The 18,918-nt window shown below is 43.0% G+C and carries 12 protein-coding genes; 2 read left to right on the top strand and 10 right to left on the bottom strand.

Translation table 11 applies throughout. The features are described from left to right. The first annotated feature begins 48 nt into the window (after positions 1-48). Positions 49-384, top strand: coding sequence for a zinc ribbon domain-containing protein YjdM (locus GZN30_RS17650; protein WP_075652777.1), 336 nt, complete (start codon positions 49-51; stop codon positions 382-384). A 61-nt stretch (positions 385-445) separates the two neighbouring features. On the opposite strand, the gene GZN30_RS17645 is transcribed toward GZN30_RS17650, so the two are convergent. After that, on the bottom strand, positions 446-1,033 hold the full coding sequence (locus tag GZN30_RS17645) for a hypothetical protein (protein WP_075652778.1): 588 nt from the start codon (positions 1,031-1,033) through the stop codon (positions 446-448). Positions 1,034-1,470: 437 nt separating this feature from the next. Between GZN30_RS17645 and GZN30_RS17640 the strand changes: the two genes are divergently transcribed. Continuing rightward, positions 1,471-1,863 (top strand): VOC family protein, encoded by a 393-nt coding sequence (locus GZN30_RS17640; RefSeq protein WP_075652779.1) that lies wholly within the window; start codon positions 1,471-1,473, stop codon positions 1,861-1,863. A gap of 148 nt (positions 1,864-2,011) precedes the next feature. Here GZN30_RS17640 and GZN30_RS17635 read toward each other — a convergent pair whose 3' ends face one another. From GZN30_RS17635 to tssH, 9 genes are all read right to left on the bottom strand, one after another. Further along, positions 2,012-3,013: a tetratricopeptide repeat protein gene (locus GZN30_RS17635; protein WP_083627266.1), complete on the bottom strand. Its 1,002-nt coding sequence runs from the start codon at positions 3,011-3,013 to the stop codon at positions 2,012-2,014. Next, positions 3,010-5,952, bottom strand: a complete 2,943-nt coding sequence (locus GZN30_RS17630; RefSeq protein WP_139312294.1) for a hypothetical protein — start codon at positions 5,950-5,952, stop codon at positions 3,010-3,012. The genes GZN30_RS17635 and GZN30_RS17630 overlap by 4 nt, the downstream gene beginning before the upstream one ends. 130 nt (positions 5,953-6,082) lie before the next feature. Then, positions 6,083-6,889: a DUF4123 domain-containing protein gene (locus tag GZN30_RS17625; protein ID WP_075652781.1), complete on the bottom strand. Its 807-nt coding sequence runs from the start codon at positions 6,887-6,889 to the stop codon at positions 6,083-6,085. Next, a complete protein-coding gene (locus GZN30_RS17620) occupies positions 6,877-8,964 on the bottom strand; it encodes a type VI secretion system Vgr family protein (RefSeq protein WP_075652782.1) in 2,088 nt (695 codons plus the stop codon). Before GZN30_RS17620 ends, GZN30_RS17625 begins: the two co-directional genes overlap by 13 nt. A 117-nt stretch (positions 8,965-9,081) precedes the next feature. After that, positions 9,082-12,627 carry a type VI secretion system membrane subunit TssM gene (gene tssM, locus GZN30_RS17615; protein WP_075652783.1) on the bottom strand — a complete coding sequence of 1,182 codons (3,546 nt, stop codon included), beginning with the start codon at positions 12,625-12,627 and terminating at the stop codon, positions 9,082-9,084. Positions 12,628-12,642: 15 nt separating this feature from the next. Next, positions 12,643-14,061 carry a type VI secretion system protein TssA gene (gene tssA / locus GZN30_RS17610; protein WP_075652784.1) on the bottom strand — a complete coding sequence of 473 codons (1,419 nt, stop codon included), beginning with the start codon at positions 14,059-14,061 and terminating at the stop codon, positions 12,643-12,645. A 10-nt stretch (positions 14,062-14,071) separates the two neighbouring features. Next, on the bottom strand, positions 14,072-14,710 hold the full coding sequence (gene vasI / locus GZN30_RS17605) for a type VI secretion system-associated protein VasI (protein WP_075652821.1): 639 nt from the start codon (positions 14,708-14,710) through the stop codon (positions 14,072-14,074). 8 nt (positions 14,711-14,718) lie between these two features. Next, the gene (locus GZN30_RS17600) at positions 14,719-16,266 is read right to left on the bottom strand and encodes a sigma-54 interaction domain-containing protein (protein WP_075652820.1); all 1,548 of its coding nucleotides are present in this window, start codon (positions 16,264-16,266) and stop codon (positions 14,719-14,721) included. Between the two features lie 2 nt (positions 16,267-16,268). After that, on the bottom strand, positions 16,269-18,884 hold the full coding sequence (gene tssH / locus GZN30_RS17595; RefSeq protein ID WP_075652785.1) for a type VI secretion system ATPase TssH: 2,616 nt from the start codon (positions 18,882-18,884) through the stop codon (positions 16,269-16,271). Between the last annotated feature and the right edge of the window lie 34 nt (positions 18,885-18,918).

Below are 18,918 nucleotides of genomic sequence, written 5' to 3'. Positions count from 1 at the left end.
GACGCCATTAGGTATAAACTACTAGAAAACCAATTTGGAAGTAAATCAATGTCATTCCCCCCTTGCCCACAATGCAATTCTGAGTATGTTTATCAAGACTTAGCGAATTACGTTTGTCCTGAGTGCGCCTATGAATGGAACCCTTCAGATACAAGCGATACTGATACGCCTAGCGTAAAAGATGCCAACGGCACCTTACTGCTAGAGGGTGACAAAATCACCTTGGCAAAAGATTTAAAAGTTAAAGGTAGCTCACTAGTACTTAAAATTGGCACCAAAGCCGTTATTCGCCGAATTGTTGATGGTAAAGACCACCAACTTGACTGTAAAGTTGACGGCGCTGGGGAAATGATGGTGACGGCTGCATTCGTTAAAAAAGCCTAACGATTAACCATTTACGAATGATATCAACGCAGATTGGTCTGTGAAAATAGACTAATCTGTACTAGCGACGATGCACTGCAACCAGAGCCGTGCACTCCCCCTCTCCACCAGACAAATAGCTGTAATAAAGTGTAGCGTTACCAGACAACCCATCTTTGAGCGCTTGAGATTCATCACGAAATCTATCCACGCAAAACTCGCCATGCATTAAGTACAATATTGCTCTAATAGACTCATGTGCTGGTCCATTAAGAAATTCAAGTAAACCAGCCTTATCGGTGAAAGCAATAAGTTGATTATCATCGGCAGCGAGACGACGTACATCAGAGACATCAACGTTATTCGGAAACTCATTTCCTTCTAACTTTCTCTTAATGTTCACTGCAACTATTTCAGCACTGTTATTTTCTATACTATCGCCTTCTACACACGCGGCAACACAGCAAGTTTCGTCACACCATGATTTGACTAACGCTGTTTGCAACGGTGAAGCACCAAGAACAAACAGCAAGTCGAGCCTTTCACTACGGATCATGTCACCAGTTAACTGCGCAAATGAGAAAAAATGCTCATCCAAGCACTCAATTGAATTCGATGCCGAGACACCAATTCTTACTTGGTCAAATTCATCTTCAAATGTATCGGACATTCACACTTCTTCCATAACTTTAAGTTTACTTTTAACAATGTTTAGAGATTTATTATCGCAAGTGTAAGCGAACTCGCAAACTAAATTTATTGCATATCAAGACAGAACTAGAGCAAAATTTGAACGCACAAAATACTGTTATTTTTGCACTTTGAAGCGGTTTTATCAGCCGATAAGAAAGCCTCTAAATCTTGTTGTCGAGTCACTTTAAAATTTTGATGTTCATCAAAGTTAATAATGTGGAAGCAGATATATTTTTATTGAGCCCTCGACAGTACAAGTCAGTAAGCAAGCTCGTTTCTGCTTACCCAAAGTAGATGTAATCGGCTCTGTACCTTACCTAGAAGAACTTTACATTCTTCTGGTAGATTAGGTGGATTTACAAATTTTTTCTTAGCCATTTTGGATGAGAAACTCTATCTCCATGAGATCGCTTTATGATTACCAAAGACTACTTGCCGCCAAATACACCTATCGTTTCTAACTTTTTAGTATTAGATAACCTAACTGCTTTCGTTGCTTTCGTTCAAACTACTCTTAATGGACAAATTGTTAAAGAGTGTAAAGATGCTCAAGGCAATTATATTAACGTCAGCCTTCGCATTGAAAATGCGATTATCACAGCACAGCAGAAGAGCGATACCCGTCAGCCAACGACAAGCTCGCTGCTTATGTATGTAGCCGATATCGAAACCGTTATTGCCAACGCTGTAAAACAAAATGCAACGCTAACACAACAACCTGAAACTAACACCGAGGGCGAGCGCCTCGCTTGTATCCAAGATCAATGGGGTAACCTGTGGTGGCTAGCCTGTGCCTTAGCTAACTAAAACTACGCTAGAACAAACGAAGGGGACAAATGGTTCGCTTCGTTTTCTTATACAATCTGTATTAACACAAAGACGCGTGCTTCGAAGGAAATTTCAAAGCAAAAACGGAGCCAAAATAGAATTTTTTGTGCCTACTCACTTCGAGTCATTACTTTGTTTGCTGTCTTAATGACTCCAGCGTGTATTCATATTCTTCAATGCGTTTTTGGTAATGGACGGTGTGGGTGGCGAGGTACTCTGCTACTTTGGAATCAATCTCAGCCAACTCTTGTTCTGTAAGATTGGCAACAATTCTATTTTGAAAATTTTCAACTGTTTTATAGGGGTCGTTATGACTTTCATTGCCCATTGAGTTTAAGAATATTTGGTTGTAATACGCTGCGTTAATTAAATCACCTTCGTGTTCATAGATAGCCCCCAGCGTCCTTATTGTCTCTGCATCTCCCAATACAACCAATTCATCTATAATTTTTTGATAACCTTGAATGTCACCATTTTTCTTCAGCAACTTGGCATAAGCTAACATTCCTTCTCGATAGCCGGAGTCAGAAGCCGCTTTTAAAAGCCGCTCTAACTCGCGCTCTCTTTTGCCGGGAATTAGAAACCAGTCGTAACCATTCTTATATCGTTTGGCTAATTTATGTTGCGAGAATGGGTCCCCTGAATTTGCAGCTCTTTCTAGCCATTGATCAGACTCTGAATCATCAACTGATAACGCATGCATTAAGCGCATCGCATAAGGATAATCTCGCTTTGCTAATCTTTTTATCTCAGGTATCACGATGGCATCCCAATCTTGCCTATTTGCGTGTATTGAGCGCGACCCTCCTAATCGAAACATAGCGATGAAATTTCCTAATTCAGCAGCTTTTAATAAGTATTTTGCTTCTTTCTTCGTTTGAGCGAAGATATTTGTCTTGTATGTATCCGCAAGCATTAAACCTGCCGCTGGGTAACCATGTTCCAAAGCTATAGTTAAAAATGGTCTCGCTTCGGTATATTTATTTTGTTGATAAAGTAGAATTCCGCGGTCATAGGATTCTTGAGGAGAAGTTTTAGGCTGTGCGCTCACAATGTTGCTTGAGAGTAACGCCAAAGTCACTACAAACCAAAATACTAAGAATTGCTTCGATTGAGGAAATTTAATCAAGGTTGTACCCTCCATCCTTGGGTAATATCAGTTTGCGTTTTTAATAACAAATCTTGTTTATACATGGCTTCATCATTACTCACCTTTTCATAGAGTTGATGCGTTACTGCATCGAAGTTTCGCTTAAAGTACATCAATGAATCAGACCAATCTCGACCTAAGTTGGTGGACATATCCAAATCACATTTTACATTCAAAAACTCAGATATTTTGTCCCTAACCCTTACAAACTCCAGTAAACGCCATTCTTTGAATATTAAATATGGATGGTTTGTAGTACGAGCAAAAGCTTCTTCGACCAAGCGCTCAATGGTTCGCCTATCCAAGTCAGTTGCCAACCATTTGAAAATTTTAGCTAAAGCAATTTGCTGCATCGCTAATATTTCATCTCTCGTGTACTCTATTGGTGTACCACGATCTTTTGCAATCTTTGTCGATTTCGGGTCTTCCAACAAAGTCCCTATCAGAGGCCCTAGCCCTTCGGGTGGCATATATCGAATCCATTCCATGAGATATTTTTCCTGCCCTGTATACAGGGTATAAGCCACCATGCCGGCTCGGTCGGTATCAAAGATGCTCAATACGTTGTCGAGCGCGTCTTTCCAAGTTGCTAAGAACACACCAATTTCAACTTGGGCGTATAACATGCAACGGCTAAATTTACTCATCATTTCAAATGTTTCATTATCAACAATTTCCATACGACGATAATTACATTTGCGTAGAAGACGCTGAAATTGCCATACCCAAGCGCTCAAAGCATCGGGGTTAATATCACCTTCGACAGTAAACTTAACTGCACCATTATTAACTTGAATACCAATGCGTACTTTTTTGTCTTTCACTCTTAAATAGACAGGTGCGTGAATTTCTTTCGCGATTTCCGCTTTACCTGCAATTTTTACTAACGTGACCGGGCCAGACTGTTCCTCTAACACATATTCTGGAATCGTATAGTCGCCACTTGGTAAATGCCAATCGATATAGCAAGATATTTCAACACCAAGATGGGCTTCTGCTTTCATTTCAATAAAGCTTGGAAATAGCCCTTGACCCTCACTTGCATTGTCTCCCGCACCTACATTTACATTGTCAGAAATAGCAGATGTTTCGTATAGTTCCGGCAGCTTAAATCCAACGCCATCTTTAGTCACAGCACCAGCGAGCGAAAAATTAGCACCAGCAAACCCATAAGCCTTTACTCCCATGCGAGTTTGCAACGCGCCAAAGCAGAAATTAGTCTCTTGTCGCTGGCTGTTATCAAAATAACGAATCGGTATCTCTAAGTCTGGTTCAAGGTCTGATGCTGCTGGGTAATAAAGGTACTTACGCCCCGTTGCCATTTCAATAATGTTTATTTCGCCTTTCGCCAGCACCGCTTCAGCTTTTAGTTCTATTTTACGTTCTTGAACGCCTTGGCTTTCCCGCTTGCCATTTTCACCGGGCAATAAATCAATCGCAAACTCTGTCTTTTCACTGTATTCAGCTGCTGCACTCACTTCCATAGCCGCAAAACGGAAAAACTGCGCTTGTAGCGAGCTATCGAAAGGCTCAATCCGTTTTTCAAGCTCCTCAGAATAAAGTATGTTCTCAAGTGTTTCTTGCCATTGAGGTGCTTGGCTATAGTCTTCGCCCAATGACTCTATATGAATCCCTCTGTTCGCTAAGGCTTTTTTTAGATTGTCATAATTAAGCAGTCCATTTTCACTAAACCAAGTATCTTCTACTGGGATAACATCGACATATTGGTGCATCGCAGCATAAAAAGCCTCATCAGGATCTTTGAGGGGGCTCCAATTGGGCTGTAGGTGGCTGTCACTGTCTTTCGGCACGCCGAGATATGTCAAACTGAAATAGCGTAACCCTGCAAACTTGCCCAAACTAAATTTTGGATTTTCCTCACCTCTTACATACTCTCGTAGCGGAAACTTCGCGGTATACACTCGGTCATCCGGTTTTGCTTTGTAATCACCGGTATTCCACAGTAAAAAGCAAGGGTTATCCATCTCAAGCACTACAACCTGAGCACTTTGGTGAAGTTTTTTGGCTTGCCTTCTAAGCTGCCTAATTTGCTCATATTCTTCACTTAAAATATCTTGAGGTGGGATGGAGTAATGATCCGATGAGCGGCTCAAAGACATTAACCTATCGCGTAAGTGTTGGTTAAATTTTTCGGCATCAATCAAGTATTGGTGGTATTCAGCCAATAATGCATGCCCATCTTCGCCCTCAATTTGACCTAAAGCATACTCTGGTGTAGCAACACCAGCTATCGCTAAGTATTTGATAGATTCTAGCAGCTTATTTAGTTGCGGCTCTTTTTCAGCTAATTCTTGTTGTTTATCCTGTAGGTGATATTCTGCTGCATCTTTAATGTGATAAGCGCGAAACGTGGTTTGAATGAGCGCCTTAATCACATCTATGCGCTGCTTTAATTTTTCCACTTGCTCCTGAGGTGTCACTTCACGATTGTCATAGAACGCTTTTTTGGCCTCTTTATATTGCGCAATATACTTTTTGATCTTCGCTTCTCTCGGAGAATATAGCCGACCGCTATCCCACAAGTACCCAGCGCCAACCGCTGCGTTACGCCCCTTGTCGACTAAATCTCGATGGGTAGTCTCATAGGGAAGCTTGATTTTTGCCCATTTAATACGATTTGCGTAAGTATCATGGAGGTTCTTTTCACGGAACTCTAGGTAATGAGTCTCTATGTTGTCTAACCACGCTTTAACTCGCTCATATTCATCTCTATCTTCACCAAAGAGAAAACTCGCTGGGTTAACTTCTGCCAAACCATCAATCACACCAGCCTGAGCCAGTGCAACCATTAGATTATCTTTTCCATGACTTTCAATTACTTGGGCAAGACCCTTTTCCGCCTCGTCGAGAAAACCACATGCATCTTCCGATAGTAGATAGAGCTTCTTGGTGCCCATAAAATAGGCGACATCTTTATACTTTTTTGGAACTTGCGATGGTCGACATACTTCAACAGGTACTTGCGAATTTAGTGGGTTTGCAGGGATCGCTTTCATTGCATCACAGTTAGGTAACCTAATAGTATTCTCAGACATGTGTTAACTCTCTTTCGGTATTATTCAACGCTACTGCCGCATTTAGTTTGTCCTGCTTGGGTATCGGTTGGCGTATTAGGGAAGACCAAGATTTATGGTTAAGTAATTCAGGGCGATTTGCGATTAACTCTGACCACTGAATTAACTCTCTCGATGTGAGCGCATCCAACAAGCATAATCGAGCTAGAGAGTTCATTGCTTGCTGTACCGTCTCAATCGGTTTATCAAGCCATGATTCCATTTTCGCTAAATGATAGGTGAAATGTTCAGCCTTAATTTCTAGTTCACTCTGTTGGCTTACAAAAAAAGTTTTATCCTCAACGTTTTCGTTAAGTTCAAATTCACTCCACTGCTCAGTTCTATATCCCGGTAAATACAAATGAGAACAGTGAGACCAACAATGCCCCCCTTCTTCTAGCCCTACTATCGCTCTGGCTACTGCTGGCGAGAAAAACCGAAAATAAACCTTACCTTGGGTTTCGTGCTCTGCAATTAACATCTTTCCGAGCGCATGGTTTAGCTCATCAATAGAAAGGTTGCTTGCAACAATACACCCTGTATGCCTGCGAAATACATCGTTTATCAGATCAGCGCAATTTCGGTTCAGTTGGACGAGTTTAGGACTTTGCATTATTAACTGTCTGAAAACTGTATCCACAAACAAATGTCGCACTTCTAACCCTTCAAGCTGTTTGAACCATTTTAGAGGCTCACTATATTGGTTAATATCCAATAGCAAGAATAGCGTTCGCCCACGACTTGCCGTGCACAATAGCTGCTCCGTGTTTATTTTTTGCATCGACACTCATCTCCTAATGTGCAGGTACCGTCATCTTGTTGACCGCAAATAGGCACTATGTACGCCCCTACCTGAACTGAACGCATGATCGCTTCCGCAAAATTTGGAGTTACTGACAATGGTAGTGGAGGTGATTCAACGCCATTAGGCAATGCCGCCATTTTCCCACCAAACCCGCTACCACTACCTGCACTGCCTCCGGAATTGAGGTTGATCATTGAGCCGACAACGTGAATACCCCCAGCGTCAACTCGAATGAAATTACCTCCGACTTTAAAGGTTTGTTCGCTACCTGCCTCAATCACTACCTTAGCGCCACTCTTAATATGCACTTCATTACCCGATTGCAGAGCATAAAGCTTTCCGATTTTTTGGTGTGCGCTACCGTCAATCACTTCCGTTTTATCGGCTTTAATTTGGGCGCAGCTTTCGCCAGTTACCACCAAGTGCTGGTTATTATCCACCTGTGTAAAGCAATCGTTTTCGACGACTAAGTGCTTATCATGTTTGATGTGAGTGCTATGGTCATTGAGCACATCAGCAGCAAAGTCTTTTTGCGCATGAAGATACACTTTTTCAGTATCCACTTGGTCTTCAAAACTCAGTTCATTGAAGCCCTCACCTTGATGCGTTTCACTACGCAGCACCGTCTTGGTTTTATGATCGGGTAACGTATAAGGTGGCGCGTTGGTCGCATGGTAAGTCCGACCCGTAATGATCGGTTGATCAGGGTCGCCATGCAAAAATGACACAATCACCTCATGACCAATGCGTGGAATAGCCATAAAGCCATACTGAGAGCCAGCCCAGCCTTGCGATACACGTATCCAACATGAGCTTTGTTCATTGCCTGGTGAGTAGCGATCCCAAGGGAAATGTACTTTCACTCGTCCATGTTCATCACAATAAATCTCCTCGCCTTCAGGTCCAACAACGATAGCAACCATCGGTCCATCAACCTGTGGCTTAGGTTGTGGCTGCGGACGCCAACTCTTATTCGCTGGGATCACCTTAAACTGATTGCTGTAGGTAGTTGCGCCACTGCCGCCTTCCTCTTCTAAAGCTTGAGGCTGTGTACCACGATGCGTCACTTCAACCACTAACCAATCACGGTTCGCAGCGGCTTCAAGATTTTCAATGAGGTCGAATTTAATTCCTGCCTGTAAAGCAGGATGGTTACTTTTACCAACAGCAACATGAGAATCACGTCTGAGGTATTCCAACCGGTACTGGCTAAAGGCTTGACCTGAACCCTCTTCTTTATATCGCCCAGGAAAATCATAGTGTTCATATTGGCTATGCTGAAAACTAAGATCGGCACCAGTTTGCGCTTGAGCAAAGCCATAACTTGGTTTTTTAAAACTGTAATCTTTTAGTTCTAAATGACTAGGCTCAGTTTTATGGGCAATCGAAAACTGAGAGACATAAGGCTCATCAATCGCACCACTTGCCATGCTGTTATGAGTGATAGGTTGAGGATATTTTACTATCAACGCACTATCATCGGAAAAAATTACCGTATGTTTCGCGTCCGTTTGTTCGATAAAATAGCTAATCCCTTCTTCGGCAGCTAAACGCTGAATAAAGTCGAGATCGGTTTCTCGATACTGCACACAAAACTCACGCGGTACTGACGCCCCCTTTAAGGCAAAACTGAAATCCTCAATGCCCATCTCTTGCAATAGCAAAGTCATCATCTCAGGAACAGTTTTGTGCTGGAATGTACGGCTATTTTGCCTCAGCGATAATCGCTCCAATGCGGGAACTAACACTAGCGAATAAAGGGTGTGGTGATGACCGATTTCGCCTTGAGCAAATTGCCTCACTATGCCGTGTACATGTTGAACCGCTTGACCATTAACATAGATGATCAAGTGGGCCGCTTTATCCACCACCTGCTCGGCTGTGATGCTTGACTGTCTACTACCGAGTTCAATGTTATAACGAAAGCCAAAATAGGGTTCGCCGTTTCCCCAATCAGATTGAGATAAACATTCTTTACCAGTGTAACCAGTAACGACGAACGTTTCCTCCGGTAACCCTTCTACACTAAGAGTAAATGTTAGCTTTGCCATCCAATGTGCCTTTTTCAATTCTTTTCGTCTTCAAACCGTTTTGCTAGTCGTTTATTGATTCAATCCCTAACCAATAATTGGTAGCCAGAGTGTCCAGCAACACACTCTGGTCAACCATCAGTAAAGGGCTCTTGATAATCTAAACGACTTAAATAATCGCTCGGTAAATGGGTTTGCATCTGCTTCAGAGTTAATTCGGTAAATCATCTCACCACCGGCAACTTTAAACTTGTAGTCAACCGATGTAGGACTGGCTCCAGTCACAGCGGCTTGATCAAGTAAACGGAAAAATGCCCATGGTCCTTGAAGTTGGACACTTCGCGGTGAACGGTTATTCTTAGTCGGAATGAGCGTCACTTTTGACACCGCTGAGTCCCTTAGCGTATTAGGCCAAATAAGCTCCACTGTCTCTCTTGGTCCATGACTGTATGCCAAAAACTGACCGTCAATGTTAAGTAAACTACGGCGTTTATTACTCGTTAGGCTGAGTGGTTCAACAGAGAAACTAACATCCAGCACACCTTTTCGATTAAAGAATGCTTCACGAATTTTCTTAGCTTGTCGAATTTGAGCGAGTATCGCAGGACGTATCAATGGCTGCTGCGCTTCACCCTCAGAACTTGGAATTTTTTCTTCAACAAACAGTTTCAACTGATCATTATAAAATCGGTCTAATCGTCCATTAGGAGCAAAAAAACTTTCAAAATCCTTTAGTGATACATCTTTACGGGATTCCTGATTAAACGGGTAACGTCCAGCGAGTTTTGTTTGAAATGGTCGATAAACATCTTGAGCCCAGCGTATTTCCAACTGCTCCAATGCCTCTTGCTTCACCACGTACCAACTTTCATTAGCGAGCTTAGCAAACATACGGTCCAAAGGAGCTGGCAGTCCTGAAGAAATGCGGTTCAATGTGTATATTGGATCGGCATTGATGAGTTTTGTTCTCGCTTTTGTGGCATTTAGGGCGGCCATTCCGACATCCGGGGAAGTTTTAATTGCCGTCATGTAGTTTTTGAGTTCATCAACAGTGGTGAGCACTTCCTGTATGTAGGCTGGTTTACCCCCTACCGACTGCAACATATTGTTTAAATCAGAAAACGGAGCCTCAATCTGAGATGCCACCTGATACTTGGAACTTTTCAATAAAGCCTTTTGCGCCTCACTATCATTGGGCAGATTAGCAAACAAATGGGTGTTGGTATCTAAAGTACGCAGCAAGCGTTGCATTGGCTCCGTATTGCTAGTGATATTATCCAACACGGCAACGGCTTCACTAATATCGTTAAAGTATTTCACATCAAGGCTATTTATCGCCGCACGCCAAGTTTGGGTATAATCAGTGATATATAATTGACGAATTTCATCACGCAGCGCTTTTTTATCTGCCTCGCTGAACTGTGCTGTTTTTGATAGACCGAGAACCCAAGTATCAATTAGTGCTAATTCCGACACCGACTCTGATTGCGGAATCAAAAACTCTTCAAACCCACGTTTTGTCAGCATTTGTGGTATATACAGACTATCACTATTGATCTGATTTTCTTCGAAAACCACATCAAAAACAGGACCAACTAAACTACGTAAACTGGCCGAAGGTCCTAGCAAGCTTTGAGAATTAAGCTTTAAGTTTCGATACACGCGCTGTGCAACAGGCATAATACTGAGTTGATATTGAGCTTGTCTAATCGTGCTATCATACGGACTCAAAGTAACGTCCGCGACTTGGTCTCCGCGCAATCTCTCACCATGAAGATCAGTATGACTTAACGCATATTTAAGATGTGTATACAACTCATCTTGTACGGTTTTTTGACCAGCAAAAGATCTCTGCCAACGCTTAGAGAAATAGTCGTAAATATAACTCTCATGACGCCCACTCCTATCTACCAACATGCGGTAGATTCGCAGTACAGCGAGCTTTTCTTCATCACTCTTCGCCAGATTAAGCTCATTCACTAGGTCCGCCATTAACAACGGAAGAAATTGTGATTTCAAAAGACCTAAGTATGTTTCTTCGACCTTAGGCCCGATGGTGTGTCCTTGATAAAGACCAAAATCAGTCACATACTTCGCTTTGTCACGGAAATAGCCGAATTCTAGCATCGCTTCTCGGATCTGATTGAGCTGATTGAGCGCTTGTCGCTGTGAAGTGATATTCGGCTGATTATCGACTTGAGTCTTGTACTGGTTGACTTTAGTTAATACGTTATCAGCACGCTCGACATTTTTAAGGTAATTTTTGTGCCAAGTTCCAACAATCAGAGCGGTGGCAATACTGCATACCAACAGTGTAAGTCCCATCACTCGTCTCGAACTTTTAGCCACTCGACTATTGTCTGTCGCAATTCCCGCTTCTGGATAAATTATTTTCGCAAATAACTGTTCGGTAAAATATACCGTTGAATTTTTGGCTCTCTGTGCGGTATTAATCGCATGGGATAACCCATATCTGCGCGATGCGGCGTCATCAAACGCGTTAGTTGGGACACCTTGTTGGTAGACAGAAGTAAAATAGACTCCACGAACTAACGTCGCGATCGAGTATTTATCGCTCGCCAAGGACTCTTGGAAAAACTGATTCAAGATATCTTTAATCCCCGCCATCTGGCGAGTAAAGCTATAAATTGCATTTCGCTCTTCTAAACTCATCGACGTAGATGTTGCATGCGGCAAAAGTCGATTAATTCGTTCTACAAACTCACTATACTCTACCATCAATTCTTCGAGCCAAAAGTCTGGGTTCTTGACGGATTCCAATGAGAAAGTAAAACCAAGTACTTCTTCACGTTCGCTTTTAGAGTAGTGCTTAAAAAAAGGTTCAAAGCCGTATAAAAGGTCAAGCTTAGTCAGTGTGATATAGACCGGAACCCTTGTAGATAAAGTATCTGTTAATTCTTTTAAACGTGCTCTTAGCAGGTGAGCATACGCTTTTCTTTCTGATGTTGTCGCGGTAGCGAGATGTGAAATGTCCAAGGCCAGCACAATGCCGTTTAATGGACGTCGACTGCGCGTACGTCCTAACCACTTGACGAAATGAAGCCAAAGCCGCCTTTCCATTTCACCATTATTAGCAGTACTGCGTGTTCCTTGGGTTAGCAACTCGCCATCCGGATCAATGAGCACGGAATCTTCCCCGACCCACCAGTCAAAAGAATAAGGGTTGCCACTTTTCTGTCCCGAAGCTCGCATTACGGTCGAAAAAGTAAAGCTTTGTCCAGAACGGTTGATCAAACTGGTCTTGCCCGCGTTTTCAAGTCCGAGTACCAAGTACCAAGGCAGTGAATATAGGTAGTTTGATGATCCTAAGCTCTCCTTCATGTTGGTCATAACATGATTGAGTTCATTCTCTTGACGTTCTTCAAGAATCTTTATCGGATCATCTCTTAATTGTTCTTCCCGCACTTGTTGGCTTTTAAAACCTTGGAGTCGATGCCATTGAATGACACCCCAAACAGTCAAACTGCCGAATGTAAACAGTCCACAAGCAATCGCCCGAGCGGATACTGTCTCAAGAGGGTAACCTCCTCTCATCTCCAGCCAAGGACCCGCCCACCAAATCGCAATATTGATTAAAATAAATGCGGTGAATAGCAATATCGGCGCTGCCGCTGCAAATCCTGGCTTTAGCGCTCTCGCTGCCCTAAAAATATAGTTCCACATGTGTCGTGTCCTTGTTTACTCTGACGTCGTGTATTTTCTAATTTGTTCTACTAAGCTTGGCTCCCACTCAGGAACCGACAAAGCACTAACTTGCTGGTTTAGTATCTGATAATGTTGCTCCGCCATGGCACCCAGGTCATGAGTACGTAAAATATCAGCGGTGAGTAGGCGCCAATAAAACTGGTCTCTGGTTTCTTTGGCAGAAGTTAAACCTTGATTGAGCATCGTTAATGCTGTTTCTAAACTGTTTTCTTCTGCAATTTGCAGTGCCTCTTTACGTATTTCATCCCAGCCCTCACCGACAGCACTGCTAGTCGATGAGCGAGTGGGAGAAACATCTTCTAACCACTGTTGAACCTGCTCTGATACAAAAGGCGTACCGCCTTTAAACTTAAGATTTAGCAAAGAAGGCATGCGTTGCAAAAATGATTCGGTTTGTTCAACAATCGCGATACAAGCTTGAGACTCCCCTAGATGACTGGCAATGTTGTAACTCATTAGCTGCCCGTCAAACCAAAAAGGTGCTAGGGTTAAACTCTGCTCCACCTTGCGCCATAACGTATGATCTGGCTCTCGCATTTGATCCTGATAGTCTTTTACCCTATCGCTTTGCATCCCGCGTAACATGGTTTCGCCATCAGGTTTATGATCAGGTAGTGAGTTGATTGATTCCCATACTGCGAAACGGCGCAGTCTAATAGAAAGTGCCATACCACTTTGGTGCTCACCGATAAAATCCGCTACCTTAAGCAGCGTTTGCTTAGAGGCCTTATCACTTGAGTGATCGACGATAATATTCGGCTCTTGTGTCACTTCATTAGAGCTCGCAACTGGTACAACAGGATTTGATGGTGTTTGAGCTTGTGTCAACTTAGCTCTTTCTTGAATCGATGATATTTCTAGCCGAATACGTCTAGTGACCGAGTCAACAGCATCACTGTCAATGCTCTGCTCCACCGTTGCTTGATACCACTCTTCCACGCCCCGAAGCAGAGCCTTACATTGAGCATCATCAAGACGACTGAAATCATACTTTTCTGTCAACATTTGAAAACGTTGGGCCATTTGCTCAAACAGTTTACTGCGCAGTTTTTTACCTTTTTGCCCCGGGATCGGGTAACTCTCTAGCCAATATAGCGACAAAAACTCCTTCATTATTTGAAACGAGGTTATGACTTTAAGCGGTGTCGGCTGAGCATGTAAACACTGTAATAAATAAGCAAGTAATCGAATATCTTTACTCTGAGTACTTAGCAGTTTCACCGTGGTTTGCTCCACTTTATCCCACTCAACTGTAGAGTGAGATAAAGAACCGACTTTCATCATTTCATCTTCAATAAAATCAAACTGAGGATCATCATCGAGTTTTTCACCAACTAAATTTTCACTATTAATCGGTTTCGCAATACATTGCGGATATTGTGCTATTCCCATTCTGGCTGTCCTACCAACTACATCTTTCCTTTAATACCGACAATCCTTGTTCCAAATTGAGGGTATTAAACTGCAAACCATCGGCAAATCGAGCATTTGAACGTAAAGTTAAATGCGAGCTCTTGGTTAAACTCTTCATCATTTCTATGGCAGGGATACCGCGTCCAGAGGAGAACAACACGCCATAATCATCACTGCGCCATACTTGAGTTGCTTTTCGAATTGAGACTTGGATTCGCGCGTCTTTAACTTGTTCTGGTAATGCCAACTCAACACGGCTGATATTTTTAATGCAGCTAAGCAGTAATACCGGCCGTTGTTCTTCTGTCATATTGACGTTTGTTGCAGGCAATGCGATCCAGGCATTGCCCTTATCGCCTAACTCCGCTTCCAACGTCCACCCTTGTTCGGCTGTTAGGCTTTTTCTTGCCTTCATCGCATGGTTCCATTGCGGTGAGTAATATGCCATCTTAGTTTTTGGTACCACTTCTACCGGCGTTTTGAACACTAGGTCAAAGCATGCCAAACGTTCTAAGCGAACTTGAATGTCTCGACACTGCTGCGCCATTTGTACTGTTTGTTCTGCTGTCTCTCCCTTCGCGCCCCCCATCGACACTAACCATGAACATATTACGAATAGAACACCCATGCTTCGTTTCATGCTTCAATCTCCAACTTCTGACATTTATAGGCCAAAGTCCGCTTTGGTATTCCAAGACTTTCCGCTGTTTTAGCTCTATCACCGTCAAAACGCGCCAAGCGTTCAGTGATTATTTGCGCTTCGAAATCATTCACCGCTTGCTTTAAGTTATCGACTACAGGTCGATTTAAAGTTGAAGTAGAGCCTTGCTCACTGCCTATTGACGATATAGCCTCACCAAACATCTCTAGTCTGGTTGAGAAACTCTCAAGATGAATTTCCGTGTTATCTTTAGTTTGTACACAGCTAAACTCAATTAAGTGCTTAAGTTCCCGCACATTGCCAGGAAAGTCATACTGCTCTAAAGCATCAATCGCTCGATAATGAATGCCGCGGATATAAGTACTGTTCTGCTGGTTATAGTCACTAATAAAAAATTCACACAAACTCGCAAGATCTTCCATTCGCTCCGCGAGCTTTGGGAGACGAATGGGATACTGCAAAAGTCGATAATAGAGATCTTGCCGAAATTGTTTGCTTTTCACCCGTTCATGCAGATTAACGTGCGTCGCAGATACCAAGCGAAAATCTGATTTAAACTCTTGCTTACCACCAAGCGGTCGAAATGTTTTTGCTTCCAGGACGCGCAAAAGCTTAGCTTGCAGCATAAGGGGCATATCGCCTATTTCGTCGAGAAATAAGGTTCCCCCATCAGCTTGAGCTATCAGACCTTGCTTATCACTGTCGGCACCGGAAAATGCCCCTTTGCAGTAACCAAATAGCTCGCTTTCTAGCAAATGCTCTGGTATCGCAGCACAATTAAGTGCAACAAATGGCTGCTGATTACGAGCAGAAAAAGCATGTATCGCTTCAGCGACTAATTCTTTACCTGTTCCCGTTTCACCTTGAACTATGACAGAAAGCCCTGAGCTCGCTGCGGCTAAAATTTGTTTGCGCAGTTTGTGCATCACTTGACTATCGCCAATCAGCCGATTAGATAATTGGCTCAAGCGATCTTGCTGCTCTGTTACTTGCTCCATGTCAGAAAGTGAATCTTTCATGGTTAATCGCGTTTGCTCTTTATTCTGCATTTCGCTGAGCAATGACCATTGCTGAATAAATACTTCTAAGAAAACAGCAAACTGCTCATCATTAAACGCCTGATTAAGCCGCTCTTTATCTCCAACCAATACGAGCATTGATTGAACCTGGTCACCCTGCATTGGCAGCGGTTGCAATCTTAGCTGATCAAACATACCAACTTGTTCGCCTAAAAGAGAAAAGCTACGATTTGAACGCCAAAATACCATTTCATCAGCCGTTAATGCCATCGGCTGACCGGATTGCAACACGTGAGCAAAAGGCGTGTCAAAATCAACCACTGACCAACAGAATTTATCATCACGTTCGTGAGACTCGAGGTAGCGACCATCTGTAGAAGGCAACAATAGTAAGCTATCACTGAGCTGCATCCCTTCTTTCAACAATTGTAAAAATAGCGTCGCCAAATGGTGAGAATTTCGAATCCCCACCAACCTGGTAGACGATGTAAGCCATTGACTCACCACTATTCAACCTCACCAATAAACTCACCATCCTTGCTCGCGAGGCGAATTCGAGTGATCGGCTCGCGCGTTGCCAACTTATTCAACAACGAAAGAGAGACTGGCGGTAATAACTGACCATCAATGATAGCTTCCAACATTCGAGCACCATTCTCACTGCGAGTGGCTCTGGTTAAGATTTCTTCAATTAGACCATCTTCTATGACGACTTCTGCACCGTAACGCTGTTTAAATAATGCTTCCAAACGCATCAATTTACCGCGCACTATCTGTGCTAAGACCTCACCGCTCAGCGGCAGATAAGGAATAGTTTCCATGCGCGCCAAAAGCGCAGGCTTAAAGAAAGACGCAAGTTCTGGATACAAATGCTTATCCATTTCTTCTGCATTATCGGCATAGTCAACAATCGTTTGGTATCCCAAGTTTGACGTCAAGAAAAACACCACATTTTGGCAGTCAATTAAACGTCCCTCACCATCCGCTAACTCACCTTTATCGAATGCTTGATAAAAAATATTCAACACTTCGGGGTGTGCTTTTTCTACTTCGTCTAATAGCACCACTGAGTAAGGCATCTTGCGAATTGCCTCTGTCAATATACCCCCTTCACCGAAGCCAACATATCCCGGAGGGGAGCCAATGAGTCGCGAAACTGTATGCTTTTCCTGATATTCAGACATATTAATTGTGGTCAAGAACTGCTTTCCACCATATAGCTGTTCTGCTAATTGAACGACCGTTTCAGTTTTACCTACACCACTCGGTCCAACCAGCAAAAAAGCCCCTTTGGGACGACCAGGTCGTCTTAGATCAGCACGAGCAGTAAGCATGTGTCGATGAATACGTTCAATAGCGATATCTTGACCTTTGATCGCTGCACCTAATGTTTCCGTTAACTGAGTAATTTTCGTTAGCTCATTCGTATTCATTTGATCAACGGGCACACCGGTCCAATCAGCAATAACTTCTGCCACTTGTTCCGCGTCAACTTCTGGGTGAATTAATCGTTGGTCCAAATCAATTGTATTAAGTGCTTGATACTTTTCTTGAAGGTCTGAATAGGCTTGTTGATATCGCTCAGATTCTGAATCGTATTCAAACTCATCTAACAACGACAGTAACTCTGAACGCGAAGTGATGATCGATTCAATCAATTCTTTTTGCCGACGCCAAGCCGCTGTCAATGATTGCTCTTCTTGTTGATCTTCAATTTCCTGAATTTTAAGGACATCAAGACGCTCCAAATCAACCGTTTGACCAAGATGTTGCGCTCTCTCAAGGGTGTGAATCTCTAGCTGGCGCTGACGACACTGAGTTTTTAATAGCGAAAGACGTTTAGGCGGCGTGGTCAGGTTTATCGCTATGCGCGCACATGCCGTATCTAACACGTCAATAGCTTTATCCGGGAGTTGCCTTCCTGATAGATAACGAGCTGAAAGTTCTGCCGCCGCTTTTAGCGCATCGTCACTAATAAGTACATTGTGCGCCTTTTCATAAACATGGTTAAGACCTCGCAAAATATCAACGGCTTGCTCGATACTGGGCTCGTCTAGTTTAACCAGCTGGAAACGACGGGTCAGTGCTGGGTCTTTCTCAAAGTATTTTTTGTACTCTTTCCACGTCGTCGCGGCTACTGTACTTAATTCACCGCGTGCAAGAGCTGGTTTGAGTAAGTTCGCCGCATCGCTTCCTCCCTCCTGATTACCGGACCCTATTAGCGTATGCGCTTCATCAATAAATAGTATGATCGGTCTGTTTGATTGCTTAATCGCATCAATCACACCTTTTAATCGCTTTTCAAATTCGCCTTTCACTGATGCACCAGCTTGGAGACGCCCCAAATCAAGCGAATACAATTCAACATCTTTCAGTTGGTTCGGTACATCACCTGCCACTACACGTAGTGCGAGACCTTCTATCATTGCACTTTTACCCACGCCAGCATCACCGACAACAATCGGATTATTTTTGCGACGGCGGCATAGAATATCGACCATTAAATTAAGTTCATTTTCGCGACAAAGCACCGGGTCAAGCTCATTGTTGCGCGCTTGATCTGTGATATTCGAGCAATATTTGCTTAGAGGCGTATCAGCTTGTTGCTGTAGTGTATTGGATGCGCAGTCTTTCTCGCTAATCACAGCCGTTTCTGCTGATTCACTTAGCAAGCTAACAAACTCTTTTTTGTAATTTTCCCGATTAATAGATTCAAACAGTTGAACGAGCGATGGTGTCATATAACGCTCGCTTCGAGTTAGGGCTGCTAGGAAAATAGCACCAGAGCGAAGTTCTTTCTCATCTAACTCTGTAGTCGACAATAACCATGCTTCTTGAAGTAGTTCTACTAGTAAAGGGGAGAACGCCGGATAGGTATTGTTTGACTGCTCTCGACTGTAGCTTGCCGTAATAGTCTGTTTTACTAAAGCGACTTCGATACTTGCTTGTTTAAGAATCAATCGCACATCGGATAATGGATTATCAAGCAATACATCTAAATAGTGCTCTAATGACACTTCCGGGTGCTGTCGCTCAATACATAGCGATGCAGCTTGCTCTAAAGCTAATTTACTTTGCGCGTTAAGTTTTGCAATTAGTGTTGGTAATTCAATTCGGATCACTTTGTGCCACCTAGCCTTCTATGTTTCTAATTAT

This window comes from Vibrio ponticus (genome assembly GCF_009938225.1).
GTDB classification, from domain to species: domain Bacteria; phylum Pseudomonadota; class Gammaproteobacteria; order Enterobacterales; family Vibrionaceae; genus Vibrio; species Vibrio ponticus.
Note: the sequence above shows the minus strand (reverse complement) of the source record. Positions and strands in the feature narration are given on the sequence as shown.